Consider the following 18,656-nt stretch of genomic DNA (forward strand, 5'->3'; position numbering starts at 1 on the left):
CAGCATGAGCACCTCACCCGATTCGCATCCTGATTTGCAATCGAATTCCAACGGCTGGCGTGCGCGGCTGGACCGCGTGCGCCGCACCGCCGGATGGCAACGCGCCGCGCAGGTCGGCACCTCGCGGCGCACCAGGCGCATCGGGCTGGGCGTGCTGATCTTCCTGGTGGTGTTCGGGCTACTGGGTATCTTCGGCGGGCCGCCGCTGCTGCACCATCTGGCGCAAACACAACTGAGCAAGTTGATTGACCGCCCCGTTTCGGTCGGCAAGATCCGCATCAACCCATACACGCTGCGGCTTGATGTGGACCAGCTCCACATCGCCGAGCGCGACGGCAAGACGCCGTTCGTCGACGTCGGCCACCTGCACGTGAACGCGTCGTGGAGCTCCATCTTCCGCCGCGCGCCCGTCATTGAAGAGCTGAGCATCGATGCGCCGCGCGTACGTATCGTGCGCACTGCCGAGCAGCGCTTCAACTTCTCCGACATCGTCGACAAGCTGACCCAGCCCGAGAATCCGCCGAAGCCCAAATCCGCCGAGCCGGCGAGGTTCGTCTTCGCCAACCTGCAGCTCACCAACGGCGCGATCGATTTCGTCGATCAGCCACTCGGTACGCAGCACACGGTGGATGGCCTGCAGATCGGCGTGCCCTTCGTGGCAAGCCTTCCGGCTGACGTGAACATCTTCGTGCAGCCGCTGTTGGCGGCGCGCATTGACGGCGCCCCACTGCATTTCGCGGGCAAGACCAAGCCGTTTGCGGATTCGCTGGAATCGAACCTGAACATCAAGATCGACGGCCTGGATCTCCCGCGCTACCTCGGTTACGTGCCCGGCCCGCTGCCGGTGGCCGTGCCGCAAGGCAAGCTGACGACCGACCTGACGATCGACTTCCAGAAGCCCAAGAGCGGCGCGCCGGTACTGCGCGTGCACGGCACCGCCGGCCTCGACAACCTGGAAGTGACCGACGCCCAGAAAGCGCCCCTGGTGGCGGCCAAGCAAGTGCGCGCGGCACTCTCTGACGTGCGCCCGCTCGACAACGTATTCCACCTCGATGCGCTGACGCTCGATGGCGTGCGCGTTGATGCCACGCGCGGTGCCGATGGTGGGATCAACTTCGCGCAACTCGGCGGCAAACCCACGCCCGCCGAAGCGAAGCCTGCCAAGCCCGAAGCTGCCCCGGCTGCCAAACCGAAGCCGCTGGATGTGATGGTCGGCAAGCTGCAGCTAGCGAACAGCATCGTCCACTGGCGCGATGCCACCACCCAGCCCGCTGCGGACCTGATGCTGGAAGACCTGCACGGCGAGATCGCCGTACGCACGCTCGGCGGCCCGACAACGCTCGACGTGGGGGCCAAGCTGGCACAAGGCGGCACGCTCCAAGTCAAGGGCAACACCTTGCTGGAGAAGAACACCGGCGAGCTGGAGCTGAAGTTGGATGGCATGAAGCTAGCGGGCATCGGCCCGTATCTGCGCCAGGCCGGTGCGCCGCAGTTGCAGAACGGTGCGCTCTCGGTCGACGGCAAGGTCGCGCTCGACTTCGGCCCGGACAAGTTCAACGTGCGTGCGGAGCCGCTGACCGCCAGTGTGGCCGACCTGTCGATGGCGCCCGCCACCCGCAAGGACGCTGCACTGCGCGCCAAGCTGCTGCGCGCCGACGTGAAGAGCTTCGACCTGGCCGCACGCACCCTCGCCTTGAATGAAGTGCGTGCCGACGGCCTGCAGCTTGACGCGCTGCGCAAGAAGGACGGCACCACCACGTTGACGCTGCTCGACAGCGCGCATCCAGAGACAGCCAAATCGGCGGCACCTGCCAAGGCCAAATCCAACGCGCCGGCCGAAAAGCCCTGGGCCGTGACCGTGCAGACGCTGAAGCTGGACAACAGCGCCGTCGGTTTTGAAGACCAGACCAACGCACGCCCGGTGAAGGTGCGCGTCGAGCCGCTGAACGTGGTCGTACAGAACGCCTCGACCGATCTCGGCAAGCCGGTCAACGTGCAGATCGGCGCGGGGCTGGGCGCCAAGGGCAAGCTCGACGTGCGCGGCGACGTGGTGCCGCAACCGCTCAAGGCGGATCTGAAGGTGAGCTCGCAGAACCTGTCGCTGGCGGGGTTCGATCCGTATCTGGACAAGTCGCTCAACGCCGCCATCACCAGCGCGCTGCTGACGATGGACGGCCGCCTGGTGCTCAACCAGGGCAAAGCGCTGACGGTCAACTACCAGGGCAACGCCACGCTGGGCAACGTGCGCCTGCAAGACCGCGTGACCTCGGACGATTTCCTGCGTTGGCGCTCGCTCGCGCTCAACCGCATCCAGGCTAACTACGACGGCAACACGCCCCACGTGCGCGTGGGTGCAGTGGCACTCTCGACGTTCTATGCGCGGATCATCATCAACCCCAACGGCCGTCTGAACCTGCAGGACATCCGCGTGCAGCCGGAGGAAGAGCGGCGCTCGCTCACACAGTCCGAACCGACGTCGGCTTCCACACCTGCCGCTGCGCCCGCAGCCGCGGCCGCGCCGGCAGGCACGCCGGCCTCGGCCGTTGTCTCCGCGCCACCCGCGCCCAAGGCCGGCGGCGCAGACTTGCGCATCGACGCCATCACGCTGCAGGACGGCAACATCCGCTTCACCGACAACTTCGTCAAGCCAAACTACACCGCCAACCTGACCGCCATCGGCGGCTCGATCGGCACCATCAGCACCGCGGTCAACCAGACGCCCGCCGACGTAACGCTGCGTGGCAGTGTCGACGGCACGGCCCCGGTGGACATTCACGGCAAGGTCAACCCGCTCGCGCCCACGGCCTTTGTGGACCTGACCGCCAAGGCCGACGGCGTGGAGTTGACCAACCTCACGCCTTACTCCGCCAAGTACGCCGGCTACCCGATCACCAAGGGCAAGCTGACGATGGACCTGCACTACCTGCTCGACCAGGGCAAACTCACGGCCGACAACCATATCTTCATCGACCAGCTCACCTTTGGCGACCGCGTGGAGAGCAAGGACGCGACCAACCTGCCGGTGCGCCTGGCGGTGGCGCTGCTCAAAAACTCGCGCGGCGAAATCGACGTGCGCGTGCCGGTGTCGGGTTCGCTCGATGATCCGCAGTTCAGCATCGGCGGCGTGATCCTGCGCGCGTTCGTCAACCTGATCGCGCGTGCGGTGACGGCGCCGTTCTCATTGCTCGCCAGCGCCTTCGGCGGCAGCGGCGGCGAAGAACTCGGCTACATCGAGTTCGACCCAGGTACCGCGACCATCAGCCAGGCATCGGTCGCCAAGATGGACAAGCTGGCCACCGCGCTCAAGGATCGCCCGGCGCTGAAGGTCGACATCGTTGGCCGCGTCGACCCCGAATTCGACCGCGACGGCCTGCGCCGCGAAGCCGTCAACCGCCAGATCCGCGAACAGAAGCTCAAGGACGCCGGTGACGCCGCCGAGGCCGACACCAGCGTCACGCCGGAAGAGCAAAACAAGTACCTTGAACGCGCCTACAAGGCCGCCAAGTTCCCGAAGCCGCGCAACATGATCGGCTTGGCGAAATCTCTGCCGCCGGAAGAAATGCGCAAGTTGATGGAAACCAACGTGCAGGTGACCGATGCGGACCTGCGCGAACTCGCCCAGCGCCGCGCCAACGCCGTGCATGTGGCGCTGGCCGAACGTGTGGAACCGGGGCGTCTCTTCGTGGTGGCGCCCAAGCTCAACGCCGAGGGCATCAAGGACAAGGGCAAGACCACACGGGTTGATTTCGCGCTGAAGTAGCCCATCTATGGGATAATCGATCTTCTTCTCTGGGGCCGACCTGGTTTCGACGTGGGTTGCGAAGCAGTGGAGGGCATACCGAGGACCCGTCACCTCGTTAATCAATGGGAATGCAATAACTGCTAACGACGAACGTTACGCACTGGCAGCCTAAGGGCCGCCGTCCTCGCACTGGCTCGCTGACGGGCTAGGGTCGCAAGACTAGCGAGGTCATTTACGTCAGATAAGCTTCAGGTGAGTCACGGGCCTGGAGACGAAAACCTAGTGAATCGCCGTCGTAGAGCGTGTTCGTCCGCGATGCGGCGGTTAAATCAAATGACAGAACTAAGTATGTAGAACTCTCTGTGGAGGGCTTGCGGACGCGGGTTCGATTCCCGCCGGCTCCACCATCACCTTCCCTCGAAGCATTGAGGGACAAGCAGTAACGGTCATTTGCGCGTTCGGTTTTGGGTATGTGTCCCAAATGGGTGTCCCAACCGAACGTCAATGGCTTACAGACTCCCTGCGCACCTGCGCCGGAACCGCTACGGCACGCTGTATTTCCGGCTGTCGATCCCGGCGGACCTTCAGGCAGACTTCCACCAAAACGAGCTTTACCGGAGTCTCGGCACGGCTAGCGTGCGCGAGGCGACGCTTATCGCGCATCATCTGTATGTGACGATAAGTCGAATCTTTGTGGAATTGCAGCAGATGGATGCAGAGGACCGAAAAAAGGCAGCAGACGCGGCGCTAAAGGCGCTCAAGACCTCCCCTGGCCTGCGGGACAGGATGCGCGTTGAACGGCTCCAGCGGGCGCTCCGAGAACAGGAGGCTGAACTGGACCGCCGGGAGTGGGAAATCGTCGGAATCGAGGAACGCCACTCGATCGAAGTGAAAGCACTGAACGGAGCGATTGGTCGCCTTGCTTCCGGCAGCACGACAACCGTCCCGCCTTCCCGCCCGCTAACGGACGCCATCGCTGCCTACATCGAGGAGAAGACGACCCGCGCCCGCTGGACGAACAAGACACTCGAAAAACGGCAACACTGGTTCCGGCTGTTTCAACAGTTCATGGGCGAACGTCTGGGCCACGAACCGCGCCTGAAGGAGATCGACCGCGCGGCGTGTGTCTCTTTCCTGAGCCTTCTGCAAAAGCTGCCGCCAAATATGACAAAGAACCACGCTGGCCGCCCTCTGGACGAGGTGGCAGCACTCGGACTACCTCCGATGGCTGCGGCCAGCATAAACGGCATCTTGGGCTTCCTGAGCGGATTCTTCGACTGGTGCAAGGAGAACCCGGCGTTCAAGATCGACCACAACCCGGCATACAAGCTCTCAATCGATGAGAGTGGCACCAAGCAACTTCGAGCGTTCAGGGATGAGGAGCTTGTGGCCCTGCTCAGTTCACCTGCGTTCAGGTCAAAGACGTTCCTGCACCCCTACCACTACTGGATCATTCCAATGGCCTTGCACACCGGCGCGCGCCTCGGGGAGCTGTGTCAACTTGGACTTTCGGACATCATCGAGGTGAACGGCGTGCCCTGTATTGATATCAACGACGAGGAGGAGAAGGCGCTCAAGAATCGCAACGCCAAGCGCTTAGTGCCGATTCATTCGTGCCTGATCGAGATGGGGCTATTGCGCTACGTGGCGGCCCTGCGTCAGCGCGGCGAGACGCGCCTGTTTCCTGAAATCAACCTTTCGATCAGCGCCAGCCACGACGCCTCGAACTGGTTCAATGACAAGCGCCGATACAGCGACTCCTGCGGCGTCACCGATCCGGAAACTAACTTCCACTCGTTCCGGCGAACGTTCATCACTCGAACGATCAAGAAAGATGGCGGAGGCTCAGCACACCCGCACGATGTAGCGCCCATCGTTGGACATGAGCACGGGTTGATAACGATGGACGTTTACTTCGATGACAAGGACGATGCCGCAGAGCGCCGCGAAACCGTCGAGAAATTCCGGCTGCCGCCTGCCGCCCTATCCATCATTCCGCCGATTGAAGACGTCTCCTTCGGCACACGTCCGCCACGCCAACGACGAGCCGCCCGATCTTAATCTGTGGGTAAGTCCTCGACCGTTCAACTTGCTCAGAAATTGCCAATCCAGCAGAGCTCTCTCAAACAGGCGGAGCGCACGAGCCACACTGGTTTTCGGCAACAAAAAAGGGCGCTGTGTGCGCCCTTTTTTCTCAACCAAGAGTAGCTTACGCGGCTTTAGCCATCGGGCAAGCCTGCTCCAGAAGTCGCGTCAAGCGGTCGGCCTCAGCTTCCATCAGCTGCGTAGCCTTCACAAGCTCACGCAGCATGCCGAGCATTTCGCCCTTGCTACCGGTCGAGTGGAGGAACGTAACTTTCTGATGTGCCATTTCGATCACCTTTAGTCGTGGGCGGGGTCGTATGTTTCTAGAATGCTGCTTGATTTTGTAGCTTCTCAACTTCTTCGTTGTAGAGCGCTTCGTCATCAGCAGCTAGGGCTGCCGCTACAGCCTCCAATTGCGAGACTTGCTTCTTCGCGTTCAACAAGAGCCGGACATTTTCCGGTCCCAGATCAACTCCTGGGTTACTCAAGTGACTGATGATGGTGTCGAGCATTCCCGACACAACGCCCATCGAGCTCAGAAGCTGATGAATATTCGGGTTTTCGATGAGTTGGATGCCGTGGAACCCATACAGCTTCGAGTTCGCAATCACAGTATTGCTTACCCCGAAAATTCGCTCCCAAGCTTCGGTAACGAACTTCGTAGCCTGTTTCTTGAAGTCTTCCTCTGTCATAGCACCGTTCTATCGCGGTTAGGGAAAACTTCCCCAAACCAGTGATTGTAACGGAACCACCACCAATCTACAAGCGAAGACTCCCCTGTTACTTCTAATATGCACTACTTGGATGAAAAATCAAGCCATCAACCGCACACAATTTCCGTAGATGAAACGGAAGTCACTTTCGATGCGTTGACACGATCATCCTGCTTCCATGCAGATATCGGCATCAGCGAGCGACTCTTGAGCCGCCGCTCCCGCCCAAAGTGGGCGTCAGCCGAGGCGCCTGAGCCTAGACGATCGATGCACCTTAGCAACAGACACGGCTTTCCACGATACCACAGCTCAGCGTTCCGGGCTGGACTCCCAGAAAGTGCGGCTCAGCCGTCATTTAGCACCGCTGGGATACGTGCCAACACGCGCTGCAACTGCGCAAGGTGCCAATCGCCGCCCTTCGGCGTCCTTATCCCCAGCCGATTCAACTCCTCTACCATCCGGCGCTGTGACAACCCTGCGGCCTGATAACCACGCAGGGTTTGGGCAAGACCGGATGCAAATACGTCGGCCGCGACCATCCGCTCTGCAACGTTCCCCCGCAGGTTTTCGGGTTTGCCGAGCTTCACGCCTCGCGCCTTTGCCGCTGCAAGCGCATCCTTTGTCCGCTGGCTGATCCGTTTGGCTTCGTGTTCTGCGAATGCCGCCATGATGTGAATCGTCAATTCGTTCGCTTCCGGCATGTCGCAGGCCAGGAACCGCACCTTGCTCTCCATCAGCCCCGACACGAAGTGAACATTCCGGGCTAGACGATCAAGCTTGGCTATTAGCAACGTTGCGCCATGCTTCCGGCAGGCGTCCATCGCCGCCCGGAGTCGGGCGCGCTTTCCGAGTGCATCTGCACCCTTGCCCGACTCGTGCTCCTCAAACTCTGCTAACAACTCCCACTGCCCGCCGCTCAGATACCGAGTGACGGCCTCCCGCTGCGCATCCATCCCTAGACCACTCTGACCTTGCTTCGCTGTGCTGACCCGGTAGTAAGCGATGAACTTGCCATTTGCCATGTCTGACCTCGTTGTTGAACGAACGTTCAATATGAGGTCATGCTACACGGAGTTCACATATTGCGCAACGGAGTTACTCCAGAGTATTATTCGTGTCCCACTAGAGACACATAGGAGTTAACATATGTCAGTTTTGACTGATCACGTCATTGATATGCCGTCCAAGAAACCACGCCTTAACCTGACGCTCGACGAAGACACCATGGCGCTTCTGCGTTGGCTGTCCGCTGCGACGAACGTGCCGGAAACCAGCATTGTCAACAAGCTGTTGTCCTCCCATCTGTCCGAACTTTGGGAGTATCGAACGTGGCTCGAACAGCTCCCGAAAGACAACGAGCGGTTAAATATGTTGGGCGTCAATCTGCTGGTCTCCTACGGCCCCGATGACCTAGTTGCTGGCCTGAAGCGGCTGGACCCGGCATACGAGACCATGGAAGAAAAGATGGCGCGCGCCCTCAAGGGGGAATCCAAATGAGTCACGCCGAATTTGACGCGCTGGCCGACAGTCGTATGCAGGAGCGACAGGCCATGAACAACCCGGCGCAATGGGGGCCATTCACGGGCGACGGCTACTATCCCGTCAACGACGAGCAACTAGCCGATACGCTGGTTGGCGCCGATATCGTCATCGCCGAAGACCGTTTCACCTCGTTTGCTTACATGGAAGGCTATCTCTCGCCTGAGCGAGGCTCAAAGCCGTTCTTCGCGATCAAGGACCGCACACCCGGCGAAGTGCATTTGCTGTCCGTTCCCGGCGCAAATGAATAGCCGCCATGCTCGAACCCCTGTCATCCGTGCTGGCGCGGCAAACACCGGGCACGCTCGAACGCGCCCGAAGCATCATCCAGCCGTGTGACCGTGAACGGCTGATCGGCATGTATCGCAACGCGTTTGCGACGCAGCAGCGAACCAAGGCATTCTTGCTGGCGGAAGCCCTCACGATTCATCGCCTGCCACCGTGTCTTCGGTTCGCACATCCACCGCCCGTTCGCCCGCTTACGGTCGATCAACAGCTTGATCTATTCGCCCACGACATCCAGTGGCTCGCAGGACAGCACGCTGCACAACGCCGTGCTGTCACCGGCAAACGCTACACGCGCTTGTTTGATGAATTCATCTGCCCCGATGAGTTCGAGTGGGTGCGCGAGGCGGAATACTGGTTCAACAACGGCGAACGCGACCAGTGGGTTATCGTGCGCGGGTTGGCTTTGTCAGAGCGACAGCAATGGGAATGCAAGTGGTTGCGCTCGCCCGTTGTCAGTCGGAAAGCAGATGCCCTCGCCGAGCGTCGAGATACGGTCTACAAGGCAATCATGTTGCACCTACCCAAGACCAGCCGGACGATGGATACGGATGCAGCCAAAGCGGTCTTGACCCGCCGATTTCGGGTTTGGCTATGCGGCCAGATGACGCGAGATGGAGGTCGGGTTAGCCCCGCTGCTGCCGCTCGACTCTACGCCATGTGGACCGGCGACGCGATCGACAGGGGCACGGCCGGCAAGGCGCTGGATTGGCTAGAAACGAACATCCCCGAATCTCGCAATCGCAGACATGGCGGCGCACGTAGCGGCGAGATCGCCATCTCGAACGTATGAGCAATATGGGCATCCCTCCCAATCCACAGGATTGGGGGTGCATAGCCGGCTTTTCAAAACGTCCCAAAGCCAATGCACGTAAGGCTTTGCGTGCCCTCTGAAGGGTCCACACCCTGAAGCACACTGAAGGGTCCACGCAATAGACCAGAAATACGCCCGACTGCGGACCCTTCCCGACGTTTTTCGTGGACTCTTCTACCCTGCCCCTCCGGTAGCGGCCACACCTGTCCTATCTGCCAGCCGTTGCAGACGATGCCGAATACATGACCGACCCCCACGAGCGCACAGCTCCTTTTGCGATCGTCGGCCACTACGTGCGTATCGAAAACGCTTAGCCAGTTACTTGTAGGGCATGCCAATCGAACCGCAGGCTTCCGCCAAAGCGTCAAACACAATGAGGTGCATGCCGTCGCCCCATGCTACAGGCCGAGCGTCGAGGTAGCGATCTACGATGGCGGTCAGTTGAACGTCCGTCGCACGCATCGCATCAACGCACTTCCCTAACATCTGCTCCCTGGCGAGGTCGCGGAATGCAAAGATCGGCGACATGAACATGCCGTCAATCACGCCCATCACATACGCACGGCGCATCAGGTCAGGCAATTCGCGATAGTGAGTGCCCGTCACAAACGGATTGTGAATGTGGACGGGCGGCGGAGGGGACTGCGCGAAAGAAGCGGTGCCCAGAATCAACAAGGCTGCTGCCGCAAGTAGCTTTCTCATTGCGATTGTCAGGTGGTCTCGTCGTTTGCTGACTTCTAATTGCGCAAGCCAAGCAAGCTAATCCTTGAGGCGGAATGGTGTCTCACGCACCGACCGGCAGAAGTTGCTGCCGATTCCAAATGATCCCCTCAAGATACCGCTGTAAGGATATCCAGTAAGGTTTCCTGAATCATATGTCAGCACGCGTCGGCTCCATCAAAAAGTGGAACCCCTAGAAAAAACGCACCTTCTCGATGGGGTGCGTTTCGTCAACCGGCGCAAGTTTTCGTGGAAACCTTATACCTCTATTTCACGTGCTCGATGAACGTCCAGTATTCCACTACGTCTCCACGTCGCCGAATTTTTACCTTCCCTGTGAAGATGGACGTATCGGTCAATTCGACGCTTTCCCCAACATCAAAGATATCGCACTGGCCATTTGCGAGACCTGCCCCCAGCGCCTTCTTGAAGGCAACGTTGTCGCGGCTTGCAGAGTAGCCAACTATCTTCCCAAACATTTCCTCGGACTGGCATCCATAGGTCTTCTTTTCTATCCGGTGCGCACTTTGCGCGCCCGCACTCGCCGCCCATGCCAGAGCCACAATACCCAATGTGACCGAAGTGAAAACTCGTCTCATCATCGTCCTCGTCAGTCTTCTTGGCGTCGTTATCAGATACGCAAATGCCGCTACCCTCGGCGCCGGACAATCGTATCGAGCCAGTCATCATGTCGCCTACCCAACGACCGGAGGGCTAAGCATGGCCTTTGCACTCGGCCTTTATTCGATTCCTCGTTCCTCAATCGAACTAAAACCGCAACCGTGACGCCTCACCCTCCGTGCTAGACTCGCCCCACTCAAGTGTCCCAATGTGGACAGATGCCTTACACACCTACAACCCAAGAACCCGCACGGGTGAACGATTACATGCCTAGTTGGTGGAGCCGGTGAACCTCCCGCCGGCTCCACCAAATTCCGCTCTCAAACGTCTTTGGCGTTTGGCAATGAAACCCCGCTGGGCTTGGCTCTGCGGGGTTTTTTTGTTGCAAACTTCCCCACGCCATTCCCAGTCACGACGCCCCCAATCTCGGCGGCTTTATGGGGAGTTGTCGAACGCCCCCGAAAGCAAAAGACCCGTTCGGGATTGCATCTTTGAGTGGCCTTTCAGCGTTTGCTTTTGACCGGTTGATCTGTAGCCGAGCACCGTCGTTCAGCCCATATCACGCATCACCTCAATCCTGCAAGCTCCCCGCCGGGAGCATGCGGTCGGGCCAATCCTTCACGACATGCCTTCTCACGAGGTTACGGCCGCCCTGTTTCGCCTCATAACAAGCGGTGTCCGCCGCTTTTATCCAGGCATCCCAAGTGCCGTCCTTTTCGTCACTCCAAGCGACGCCGATGCTGACCGTAACGCGGACGGTCGTGCTGCCATCGACCACGATAGACATCGCCTGGACCCGCTTGCGAAGGCGCTCGCTCACAAGCCCGGCCTCTAGCTCGCTGACATTGGGCAAGAAGAGCACGAACTCTTCCCCGCCGTACCGGGCGAAAACATCCCCTTCCCGCAGTTCGTCTCGGACAGCTTTGGCAACGGATACCAGCACCTGATCACCAGCGGGATGCCCGAACCTATCGTTGATCTGTTTGAAGTGGTCGACATCTAGGATCGCCAGTGCGCTGTTTGCGCGCGGCGTGGCCGGAATGCGGCCGAGAAACCAACGGCGGTTACCGACACCAGTCAGCGTATCGGTATCGGCTGCGAGCTGAAGGCCGGCTTCGCCGCGCTCCCGGACCAGCGTCACAATCAATAGCGCGATCCAGAAATTGAAGAAGATCTGAAGAAAAAAAGCCGTCGCAAAGTCGAATGCCGATGGGATATCGAGGCTGATGCAGACCAGCCGTACAGCGTAAATGGCTGCGCTGATCAACAGACACGCCGCCAATGGGCGGCGCGCCGGTAGTGGCTCGCTAAGCCGATCCAGCCAGATTTCGCACGCCGATGCCGCCAGGGAGATCACCGCTGTCAGATGAAAGACGCTCGCTCGCTGCTCATTGACGAGCGGAAAGCCCGACACGATGCCGATCAGCAACCATGCTGCCGGCACGAGTACGACAATCCAGTAGAGACTGCGGCGGCGTCCGCTCAGGCGGCGCACGCCATCCCAAAACAGCGGATAGGCGACCGTCCCAAGAAAAATACTCAGATAGGTCCACAGCCAGTACGGTAAAGCGGCCTGCTCACCAAAGGCAGCCAGTGCGGCGCCGATGGCCAACCCAATGAAAGCGGCAGCAATTCGCTCTAGACCCATCGGCCGAGTTGAACGCCTGCGGCTGTGCAGGATAGCCGCGGCGCCGGCAATCAACGAGGTATCGTGAAGAAGAATAACGGTGGCTAGATCGAACGCCGGGTGCATACAGCCTCTTGGGTTTCCAATATTCGAATTATCGAAGAAGCATTTGCCACAAAGATGACCGGCGCGATTAGGTCTTCCCCTCTGTCCATCATCGTGACGTGCACATCGTCGCACGCCGCGGCCGGCGAGGTTACGGTGTGGCGCACACATTCATATCCACCCTTGCTACCCCCATTGCTGGGCTCGTTGGGCCGATTCATCAATCGGGCTTTTTTTGTCCCATAAGCGCGCCCAATAAAAAACCCGCAACGCCTTCGCAGTTGCGGGTCTTCTCTTGCTTGGCAGAAGCGGGACTTAGCCGCCGATCGTCACGTTGAATACAAAGCCGTCCGGACGAACGAGGTAGTAGTCACCACCCACGCCCACCCAGTGGTAGCCGCGTGGCGGGCGCGCCAGGCGATGTTCGCGCCAGTCGTCAATGATGTACTGGCGATCACGATATTCCGGCGGAATGCGTTCGCCACGATTCCAGCGGTGGTATTCCATGCGATCGGCGCGGCGGTCCATGTCGACGCGCTCTTCGTGGCGGTCGCGGTCCCAGTGGCGATCGTGATCGCGGTCACGGTCTTGCGCGTGGCTTGCCAGCGGTACCAGCGCCGAAACGGCCAGCATCAAAGAAGTCAGGATTTTGGCTTTTTGCATTGCAGTGCTCCCAGAACGTCCGGATACGTCGGACCTTGGTTTGAGTCTAGGCTCCGACCGCCGGCAAGGCTGTGACGAGCACCGTTAAGGATGTAACCGAACATTATTGTGCGTCACGCGCCGGCTGGCGATGCCCTGCAGGCCACAGCGGGTGCCGTGTCGATCATGTCGGTAGGGGCGCGGCGCGTACGAGGCGATGTAGACGCATCCTGCCGGGACAGCGGGACCCATACAGAATCGAAGAAATTTGCGATGTTCTGTACCTGTCGGCGGCGATGCGGCGGGTGCTAGCCTGCAAGCTCTTCATCACTTGCAAGACACCCTTCCGCCATGCCAACCCTCCCCAACCTGCTCACCTTTGCGCTGGTCGCGCTCGGCATGGTGCTGACGCCCGGCCCGAACATGATCTACCTGATCTCGCGTTCGATTTGCCAGGGGCGCAATGCGGGGCTGGTGTCGCTGGCGGGCATCGCCACAGGGTTCGTCTTCTACATGCTGTGCGCGGCGTTCGGTATTACGGCGCTGCTGATGGCGGTGCCGTTTGCCTACGACGGGCTGCGCTTTGGCGGGGCGATCTATCTGCTGTATCTCGCCTGGCAAGCCGTGCGCCCCGGGGGCCGCGCGCCATTCCAGGTGCGAGAGTTGCCCGTGGATAGCCCGCGCAAGCTCTACACGATGGGCTTGCTGACCAGCTTGCTCAATCCGAAGGTGGCGGTGCTGTATCTGTCGCTGCTGCCGCAGTTCATCGAGCCGGCGCATGGCAGCGTGCTGGTGCAATCGGTCTGCCTCGGCATCACGCAGATCTGCGTGAGCGTGACCGTCAATTCGATGATTGCCGCCACGGCAGGCAGCATTGCGGCGTTCCTGTCGCGCAAGCCGAGCTGGCTGTCGATCCAGCGTTACCTGATGGGCACGGTGCTGACGAGCCTGGCGTTGCGCATGGCGATGGAAGCGCGCAGGTAAGGGAGCAGAGGTCCCAGCACCGCAGTGCACCATCGCCACCGCCGACAACCCTGATTGACACGCGCGCCACCATGTCCTTGGATACCCAGAGTGACTCCAAGGAGACAACGGCATGCACCCGGATGATCCGCAGCAACGCGCCACGCGGCGCGGCGTACTCAAGACCCTTGCCACGCTAGGCGCTGGCGCTACGCTCAGCCACCCGGCATTGACCGCGCTGGCCGCAAACACAGGCAGCGTCACCCTGCCCTTCGACAACGGCGCGCGCGAACTGGTGGCCTTTCCGCAAAAGCGCCCACTGATCCTGCTGACAAGCCGCCCGCCGCAATTGGAGACACCCTTCGCAGTCTTCAACGACGGCACCATCACGCCCAATGACGCCTTTTTCGTGCGCTACCACTGGGCGGGCATTCCCACTTCGATCGAACCGGCAACATATCGCCTGCAGGTGGGCGGCAACGTCAACACCCCGCTCGACCTATCGCTGGCCGACCTGAAAGCGCTGGGCGAGCCGCGCGAGATCGTTGCCGTCAACCAGTGTTCAGGCAACGGTCGCGGCCACTTCCAGCCGCGTGTCGGCGGCGGCCAGCTCTCCAACGGGGCGATGGGCAACGCGCGCTGGACCGGCGTGCCGCTCAAACAGGTACTCGACAAGGCCGGCGTACGCGCGGGCAGCCTGCAGGTCGTGTTCGACGGCCTCGACCATCCGCCGCTGGCTGATGCCAATAGCCCCGATTTCGTCAAGGCGCTGGACATCGACCACGCGCTCGATGGCGAGGTGATGATCGCCTGGGCCATGAACGGTGCCGATCTGCCCATGCTCAATGGCTACCCGATCCGTTTGATCGTACCGGGCTACTACGGCACGTACTGGATAAAACACCTCTCGAGCATCCAGGTTGTCGACAAGACCTTCGATGGATTTTGGATGCGTGCGGCTTACCGCATTCCAGACAATCCCTGCGCCTGCGTTGCGCCCGGCACCGCGCCCGCAAAGACGATACCGATCAACCGCTTCAACGTGCGCTCATTCATTACCAGCCTGACGGATGGCGCCACCGTTGCCGCCGGGCGTGAGCACATCGTGCGCGGCATCGCGTTCGATGGCGGCTACGGCATCACTGAAGTAGCGTTCTCCTCCGATGGCGGACGCTCATGGGTGGAAGCCCAGTTGGGCCGGGACCTCGGCAGATACTCGTTCCGCGAGTGGCGCGCGGCATTCACACCCGCGCGGCGCGGCGCCTATGAGCTGAAGGTGCGGGCTACCAACCGTATCGGACAGAGCCAGCCGATGACGGCGCTGTGGAACCCGCCGGGTTATATGCGCAACGTGGTGGAAACCACGCGCATCACGGTTGCGTGAGGAGGTGGACATGCTCGATCGCAAAACGCTGCGCACCTGCCTCGCTTTGGCCGCGCTGATCAGCGCGACGGCCACATACGCGCTGGATGTCACGCTGCCGCCCGAAACCGCCCAGTACAAGCCGAACGATCTTCCTGGTTATCGGCTCGTGCTACAGAACTGCATGATCTGCCACGCCGCGCAGTACGTGCAGACGCAACCGGCCACGCTGCCGCGCAGCTATTGGGAAGCCACGGTCAAAAAGATGAAGGTGCCGTTCGGCGCGCCGTTTCCGGAAGAGGACATTCCGGCGATGGTGGACTACCTGGTGAAGACCTACGGGGCAGAACGTGCACAGGCAAACCCCGCCAAATGACAACGGGGCGGTCCGGCCACCCCGGATCGCCCCGCTTGTTGTGAACGCACGACCCGATCAGCGGCGGCGCATGTAGAACGTAAAGACCTTGTCGTGCTCGCTGTGCTCCAGCAGCTCGTTGCCGGTCTGCTTGGCGAACGCCTGGAAATCGCGCGTGGCGCCCGGGTCGGTGGCGAGGATCTTGAGCACGTCGCCGCTTTGCATGTCGGCAAGCGCCTTCTTCGTGCGCAGGATGGGCAGCGGGCAGTTCAAGCCGCGCGCATCAACTTCCTTCTGAAACTCCATGTCTTCCTCTGGGTTGCGAGCGAGCAGTGTTGCACTGCCCGCGTAAGTCATGCCGCTATTGTAACGAGCCGCGTCGGTTGCCATTGGCGCGGCGGCGGCTCGGCGGGTTCGCCGGTGCGAATGTCGATATAGCTGACCGGCAGGCCGCGCGCGGTCAGGAAATCGGCCACGGCATAGCCGGTGCCGGCCGTCCACGGGCGCACCTTCTCGAACGGCTTCAGGCGATACTCGACCAGCTCTTCCGACAGCGCGATCTCGCCATCGGCCACCACGTGGTACGCGATGATCAACTCGTTCTTGCGGATGAACTCGTACACGCCGATCAGCGAGATTGATTGCGCGTCGAGGTTGGTTTCTTCCTTCAGCTCGCGCGCGATGCCCGCTTCGGGCGTCTCGTCGCGCTCCATGAAGCCGGTGACGAGCGCGAACATGCCCTCCGGCCACTGCGCGTTGCGCGCCAGGAACATCTGCCCGCGATACTCGACCACCGCCGCCAGCACCGGCAGCGGATTGTTCCAGTGGACGAAGCCGCAGTCCGGCGCCGGACAAGCGATGCGCAGCCGGCCCGCCGTGTGCTGCTCGACGAGCGGCGTGGCACATTGCGGGCAGAAGCGGTAGTCGAAGCTCATGGTGATGAAATGGCTGAGGTAGCGATTCAGGCGGCTTGTTCGCAGGCAAGGCGGATGTCGGCAGCAAAGGCTTCCACCGTTTCGGGCTGCACATCCCACGAGCACATCAGGCGGCAACCGCCCGCGCCGATGAACGTGTAGAACTTCCAGCCACGTGCGCGCAGTGCCTCGATGGCGGGCAACGGCAGTTCGGCAAACACCGCGTTCGATTCGGTCGGGAACATGATGCGCACACCGGGCACATCGACGATGCGCGAATGCAGCAGTTGCGCCATCGCATTGCCGTGGCGCGCGTTGCGCAGCCAGACGTCGTTCTCCAGCAAGCCCAGCCACGGCGCCGAGATGAAGCGCATCTTCGAGGCCAGTTGCCCTGCCTGCTTCACGCGATAGGCAAAGTCCTCCGCCAGGCGACGATCGAAGAAGACGACGGCCTCGCCCACCGGCAGGCCATTCTTCGTGCCGCCGAAGCAGAGCACGTCCACGCCTGCACGCCAGGTGATCTCCGAGGGATGCACACCGAGCGATGCCACCGCGTTGGCAAAGCGCGCGCCATCCATGTGCACGCGCAGCTGGCGGCGCTTGGCAATGGCGGCAATCGCGCGCACTTCTTCCACTGTGTAGACCGTGCCCACCTCCGTCGACTGCGTAAGCGAGACGACCTTGGGCTTCGGGTAGTGGATGTCAGACCGGCGCGTGACCAGTGCTTCCACCGCGTCGGGCGTGAGCTTGCCGTTCTCGCCCTTGGCGGTCAGCAGCTTGGAGCCGTTGGAGAAGAACTCGGGGCCGCCGCACTCGTCCGTCTCGATATGCGCCAGCTCGTGGCAGATGACGGAGTGATACGACTGGCACAGCGAGGACAGCGCCAGCGAATTGGCCGCCGTACCGTTGAAGACGAAGAAGACCTCGCAGTCGGTCTCGAACAGGTCGCGGATGCGATCGCACACGCGCTGCGTCCACGAATCATCGCCATACGCGGGCTCGTGGCCGCTGCCGTTGGCTTCCAGGAAGTATTTCAGCGATTCGGGGCAGAAGCCCGCGTAGTTGTCGGAGGCGAAATGTTGCATGGGCTGCATGGCGACCGGCCTGAATGAGGAGTGCGTTACTTCTGTTCGGACCAGAGCACGCCGCCGGTCGCCCAGTTCTCGCGCTTGACGTCGTTGATGATGATGTCGACGGCACCGGGCGCGCAGCCCAGGGTTTCGCAGGTGACGCGCGTCACGGCTTCAACGAGCTGTTTCTTTTGCTCGACGGTGCGGCCCTCGAACATCTCGATATGGAAAGTCGGCATGGTGTCTCCGGTGTGGTGAGTCGCGTGATCAATCGCGATAGGAAGCGTCAATTTTATCCAGTTTGCGCAACAGGGCCGGCCACTCCATCACGCCCTCGATGGCGCCGCCGTCTTCCAGTTGCTCAACAGCTCGGTCCGCTACCTGCGGAGCGGGCGAGACAACCTCGCCGCCCGTCAGCGCCTGGATCTGGATTTCGCACGCCTTGATGAGCGTGGCCATCAGCACATGCGCTTCGGCCACGGTGCGGCCGATGGTGAGCGTGCCGTGGTTGCGCAGCAGCATGGCGAACTGGGCCCCGAGCGACGCGGTCAGGCGCGTACCCTCTTCCGGCGTGAAGGCCAGGCCTTCGTAGTCGTGATACGCAATGCGCTTGTGGAAGCGCAGCGCGTGCTGCGAGAGCGGCAGCAACCCGTGCTTCTGCGCCGACACGGCGATGCCCGCAGTGTTATGCAGATGGATCACGCAATGCGCATCGGGCCGCGCGGCGTGCACGGCAGCGTGCAGCGCAAAGCCCGTCACGTTCACGGATGGCCGCGTTGCGGCATCGGGCCAATCGCCGACGAGTTGCCCGGCGCGGTTGATCTTGACCAGGTTGGATGCGGTGATCTCGTCAAACGCCAAGCCGAACGCGTTGATCAGGAAGTGGTCCGGCTCGCCGGGAACGGTGGCCGAGAGGTGGGTGTAGATCAGATCATCCCAGCCGTTGAGTGCGGCCAGGCGATAGGCGGCGGCCAGGTCGACACGCACGGCGCGCTCGGCGGCGCTGATCTCGCCCCCGGGCACGACGGCACCGGGGCGCAGGGCAAAAGACATGGGGCTCCTCCAATGGAGGAGGCATTCTAGAACGCGCGCGCGAAT

General features: G+C 61.3%; 20 protein-coding genes and 1 other RNA gene. 9 read left to right on the plus strand and 12 right to left on the minus strand.

What is annotated here, in order from left to right:
- Positions 1 to 4 precede the first annotated feature (4 nt).
- From NG900_RS08965 to NG900_RS08975, 3 genes are all read left to right on the plus strand, one after another.
- Positions 5 to 3,760: a DUF748 domain-containing protein gene (locus tag NG900_RS08965; RefSeq protein ID WP_252679394.1), complete on the plus strand. Its 3,756-nt coding sequence runs from the start codon at positions 5 to 7 to the stop codon at positions 3,758 to 3,760.
- A 31-nt stretch (positions 3,761 to 3,791) separates the two neighbouring features.
- Positions 3,792 to 4,149: a transfer-messenger RNA gene (ssrA, locus tag NG900_RS08970) on the plus strand.
- Positions 4,150 to 4,246: 97 nt separating this feature from the next.
- Positions 4,247 to 5,803 (plus strand): site-specific integrase, encoded by a 1,557-nt coding sequence (locus NG900_RS08975; protein ID WP_252679395.1) that lies wholly within the window; start codon positions 4,247 to 4,249, stop codon positions 5,801 to 5,803.
- 148 nt (positions 5,804 to 5,951) lie between these two features.
- Here NG900_RS08975 and NG900_RS08980 read toward each other — a convergent pair whose 3' ends face one another.
- The 3 genes from NG900_RS08980 to NG900_RS08990 form a co-directional block, all read right to left on the minus strand.
- Positions 5,952 to 6,113, minus strand: coding sequence for a hypothetical protein (locus NG900_RS08980; protein WP_252679397.1), 162 nt, complete (start codon positions 6,111 to 6,113; stop codon positions 5,952 to 5,954).
- Positions 6,114 to 6,150: 37 nt separating this feature from the next.
- On the minus strand, positions 6,151 to 6,519 hold the full coding sequence (locus tag NG900_RS08985; RefSeq protein WP_252679399.1) for a hypothetical protein: 369 nt from the start codon (positions 6,517 to 6,519) through the stop codon (positions 6,151 to 6,153).
- Between the two features lie 365 nt (positions 6,520 to 6,884).
- On the minus strand, positions 6,885 to 7,562 hold the full coding sequence (locus tag NG900_RS08990) for a recombinase family protein (RefSeq protein ID WP_252679401.1): 678 nt from the start codon (positions 7,560 to 7,562) through the stop codon (positions 6,885 to 6,887).
- Between the two features lie 124 nt (positions 7,563 to 7,686).
- On the opposite strand from NG900_RS08990, the gene NG900_RS08995 reads away from it, so the two are divergent.
- Genes NG900_RS08995 through NG900_RS09005 form a run of 3 tightly spaced genes read left to right on the plus strand, consistent with a single transcriptional unit; the run spans position 7,687 to position 9,157 of the window.
- Positions 7,687 to 8,037 carry a hypothetical protein gene (locus tag NG900_RS08995; RefSeq protein ID WP_252679403.1) on the plus strand — a complete coding sequence of 117 codons (351 nt, stop codon included), beginning with the start codon at positions 7,687 to 7,689 and terminating at the stop codon, positions 8,035 to 8,037.
- Positions 8,034 to 8,330: a hypothetical protein gene (locus NG900_RS09000; RefSeq protein ID WP_252679405.1), complete on the plus strand. Its 297-nt coding sequence runs from the start codon at positions 8,034 to 8,036 to the stop codon at positions 8,328 to 8,330. Before NG900_RS08995 ends, NG900_RS09000 begins: the two co-directional genes overlap by 4 nt.
- Before the next feature lie 5 nt (positions 8,331 to 8,335).
- Positions 8,336 to 9,157, plus strand: a complete 822-nt coding sequence (locus NG900_RS09005; RefSeq protein WP_252679407.1) for a hypothetical protein — start codon at positions 8,336 to 8,338, stop codon at positions 9,155 to 9,157.
- Between the two features lie 339 nt (positions 9,158 to 9,496).
- On the opposite strand, the gene NG900_RS09010 is transcribed toward NG900_RS09005, so the two are convergent.
- The 4 genes from NG900_RS09010 to NG900_RS09025 all read right to left on the minus strand — a co-directional run bounded on the left by NG900_RS09010 (position 9,497) and on the right by NG900_RS09025 (position 12,914).
- Entirely contained in the window at positions 9,497 to 9,880 is a 384-nt protein-coding gene (locus NG900_RS09010; RefSeq protein ID WP_252679409.1) for a Rap1a family protein, read from the minus strand.
- A gap of 284 nt (positions 9,881 to 10,164) precedes the next feature.
- Positions 10,165 to 10,500: a hypothetical protein gene (locus NG900_RS09015; RefSeq protein ID WP_252679411.1), complete on the minus strand. Its 336-nt coding sequence runs from the start codon at positions 10,498 to 10,500 to the stop codon at positions 10,165 to 10,167.
- 590 nt (positions 10,501 to 11,090) lie between these two features.
- Positions 11,091 to 12,272 (minus strand): GGDEF domain-containing protein, encoded by a 1,182-nt coding sequence (locus NG900_RS09020; RefSeq protein ID WP_252679413.1) that lies wholly within the window; start codon positions 12,270 to 12,272, stop codon positions 11,091 to 11,093.
- A gap of 294 nt (positions 12,273 to 12,566) precedes the next feature.
- Complete coding sequence (locus tag NG900_RS09025; protein WP_252679415.1) at positions 12,567 to 12,914, minus strand: RcnB family protein; 348 nt, start codon at positions 12,912 to 12,914, stop codon at positions 12,567 to 12,569.
- A gap of 330 nt (positions 12,915 to 13,244) precedes the next feature.
- Here NG900_RS09025 and NG900_RS09030 point away from each other — a divergent pair, with 330 nt between their 5' ends.
- From NG900_RS09030 to sorB, 3 genes are all read left to right on the plus strand, one after another.
- Positions 13,245 to 13,877, plus strand: coding sequence for a LysE family translocator (locus NG900_RS09030; protein WP_252679417.1), 633 nt, complete (start codon positions 13,245 to 13,247; stop codon positions 13,875 to 13,877).
- 112 nt (positions 13,878 to 13,989) lie between these two features.
- Positions 13,990 to 15,240, plus strand: a complete 1,251-nt coding sequence (gene sorA / locus NG900_RS09035) for a SorA family sulfite dehydrogenase catalytic subunit (protein WP_252679419.1) — start codon at positions 13,990 to 13,992, stop codon at positions 15,238 to 15,240.
- 10 nt (positions 15,241 to 15,250) lie between these two features.
- Positions 15,251 to 15,595: a SorB family sulfite dehydrogenase c-type cytochrome subunit gene (gene sorB / locus NG900_RS09040; RefSeq protein WP_252679421.1), complete on the plus strand. Its 345-nt coding sequence runs from the start codon at positions 15,251 to 15,253 to the stop codon at positions 15,593 to 15,595.
- Positions 15,596 to 15,652: 57 nt separating this feature from the next.
- On the opposite strand, the gene NG900_RS09045 is transcribed toward sorB, so the two are convergent.
- The 5 genes from NG900_RS09045 to NG900_RS09065 are packed head-to-tail and all read right to left on the minus strand — an operon-like array spanning position 15,653 to position 18,611.
- On the minus strand, positions 15,653 to 15,880 hold the full coding sequence (locus tag NG900_RS09045; RefSeq protein ID WP_021195565.1) for a sulfurtransferase TusA family protein: 228 nt from the start codon (positions 15,878 to 15,880) through the stop codon (positions 15,653 to 15,655).
- Positions 15,881 to 15,927: 47 nt separating this feature from the next.
- The gene (locus tag NG900_RS09050) at positions 15,928 to 16,509 is read right to left on the minus strand and encodes an NUDIX hydrolase (RefSeq protein WP_252679425.1); all 582 of its coding nucleotides are present in this window, start codon (positions 16,507 to 16,509) and stop codon (positions 15,928 to 15,930) included.
- 26 nt (positions 16,510 to 16,535) lie between these two features.
- On the minus strand, positions 16,536 to 17,573 hold the full coding sequence (locus NG900_RS09055) for a threonine aldolase family protein (protein WP_252679834.1): 1,038 nt from the start codon (positions 17,571 to 17,573) through the stop codon (positions 16,536 to 16,538).
- A 35-nt stretch (positions 17,574 to 17,608) separates the two neighbouring features.
- On the minus strand, positions 17,609 to 17,797 hold the full coding sequence (locus NG900_RS09060; protein ID WP_252679427.1) for a 4-oxalocrotonate tautomerase: 189 nt from the start codon (positions 17,795 to 17,797) through the stop codon (positions 17,609 to 17,611).
- Positions 17,798 to 17,825: 28 nt separating this feature from the next.
- Positions 17,826 to 18,611, minus strand: a complete 786-nt coding sequence (locus NG900_RS09065; RefSeq protein ID WP_252679429.1) for a class II aldolase/adducin family protein — start codon at positions 18,609 to 18,611, stop codon at positions 17,826 to 17,828.
- Positions 18,612 to 18,656 lie beyond the last annotated feature (45 nt).

The sequence above is a fragment of the Ralstonia soli genome (genome assembly GCF_023955655.1).
In the GTDB taxonomy this organism is placed as follows: domain Bacteria; phylum Pseudomonadota; class Gammaproteobacteria; order Burkholderiales; family Burkholderiaceae; genus Ralstonia; species Ralstonia soli.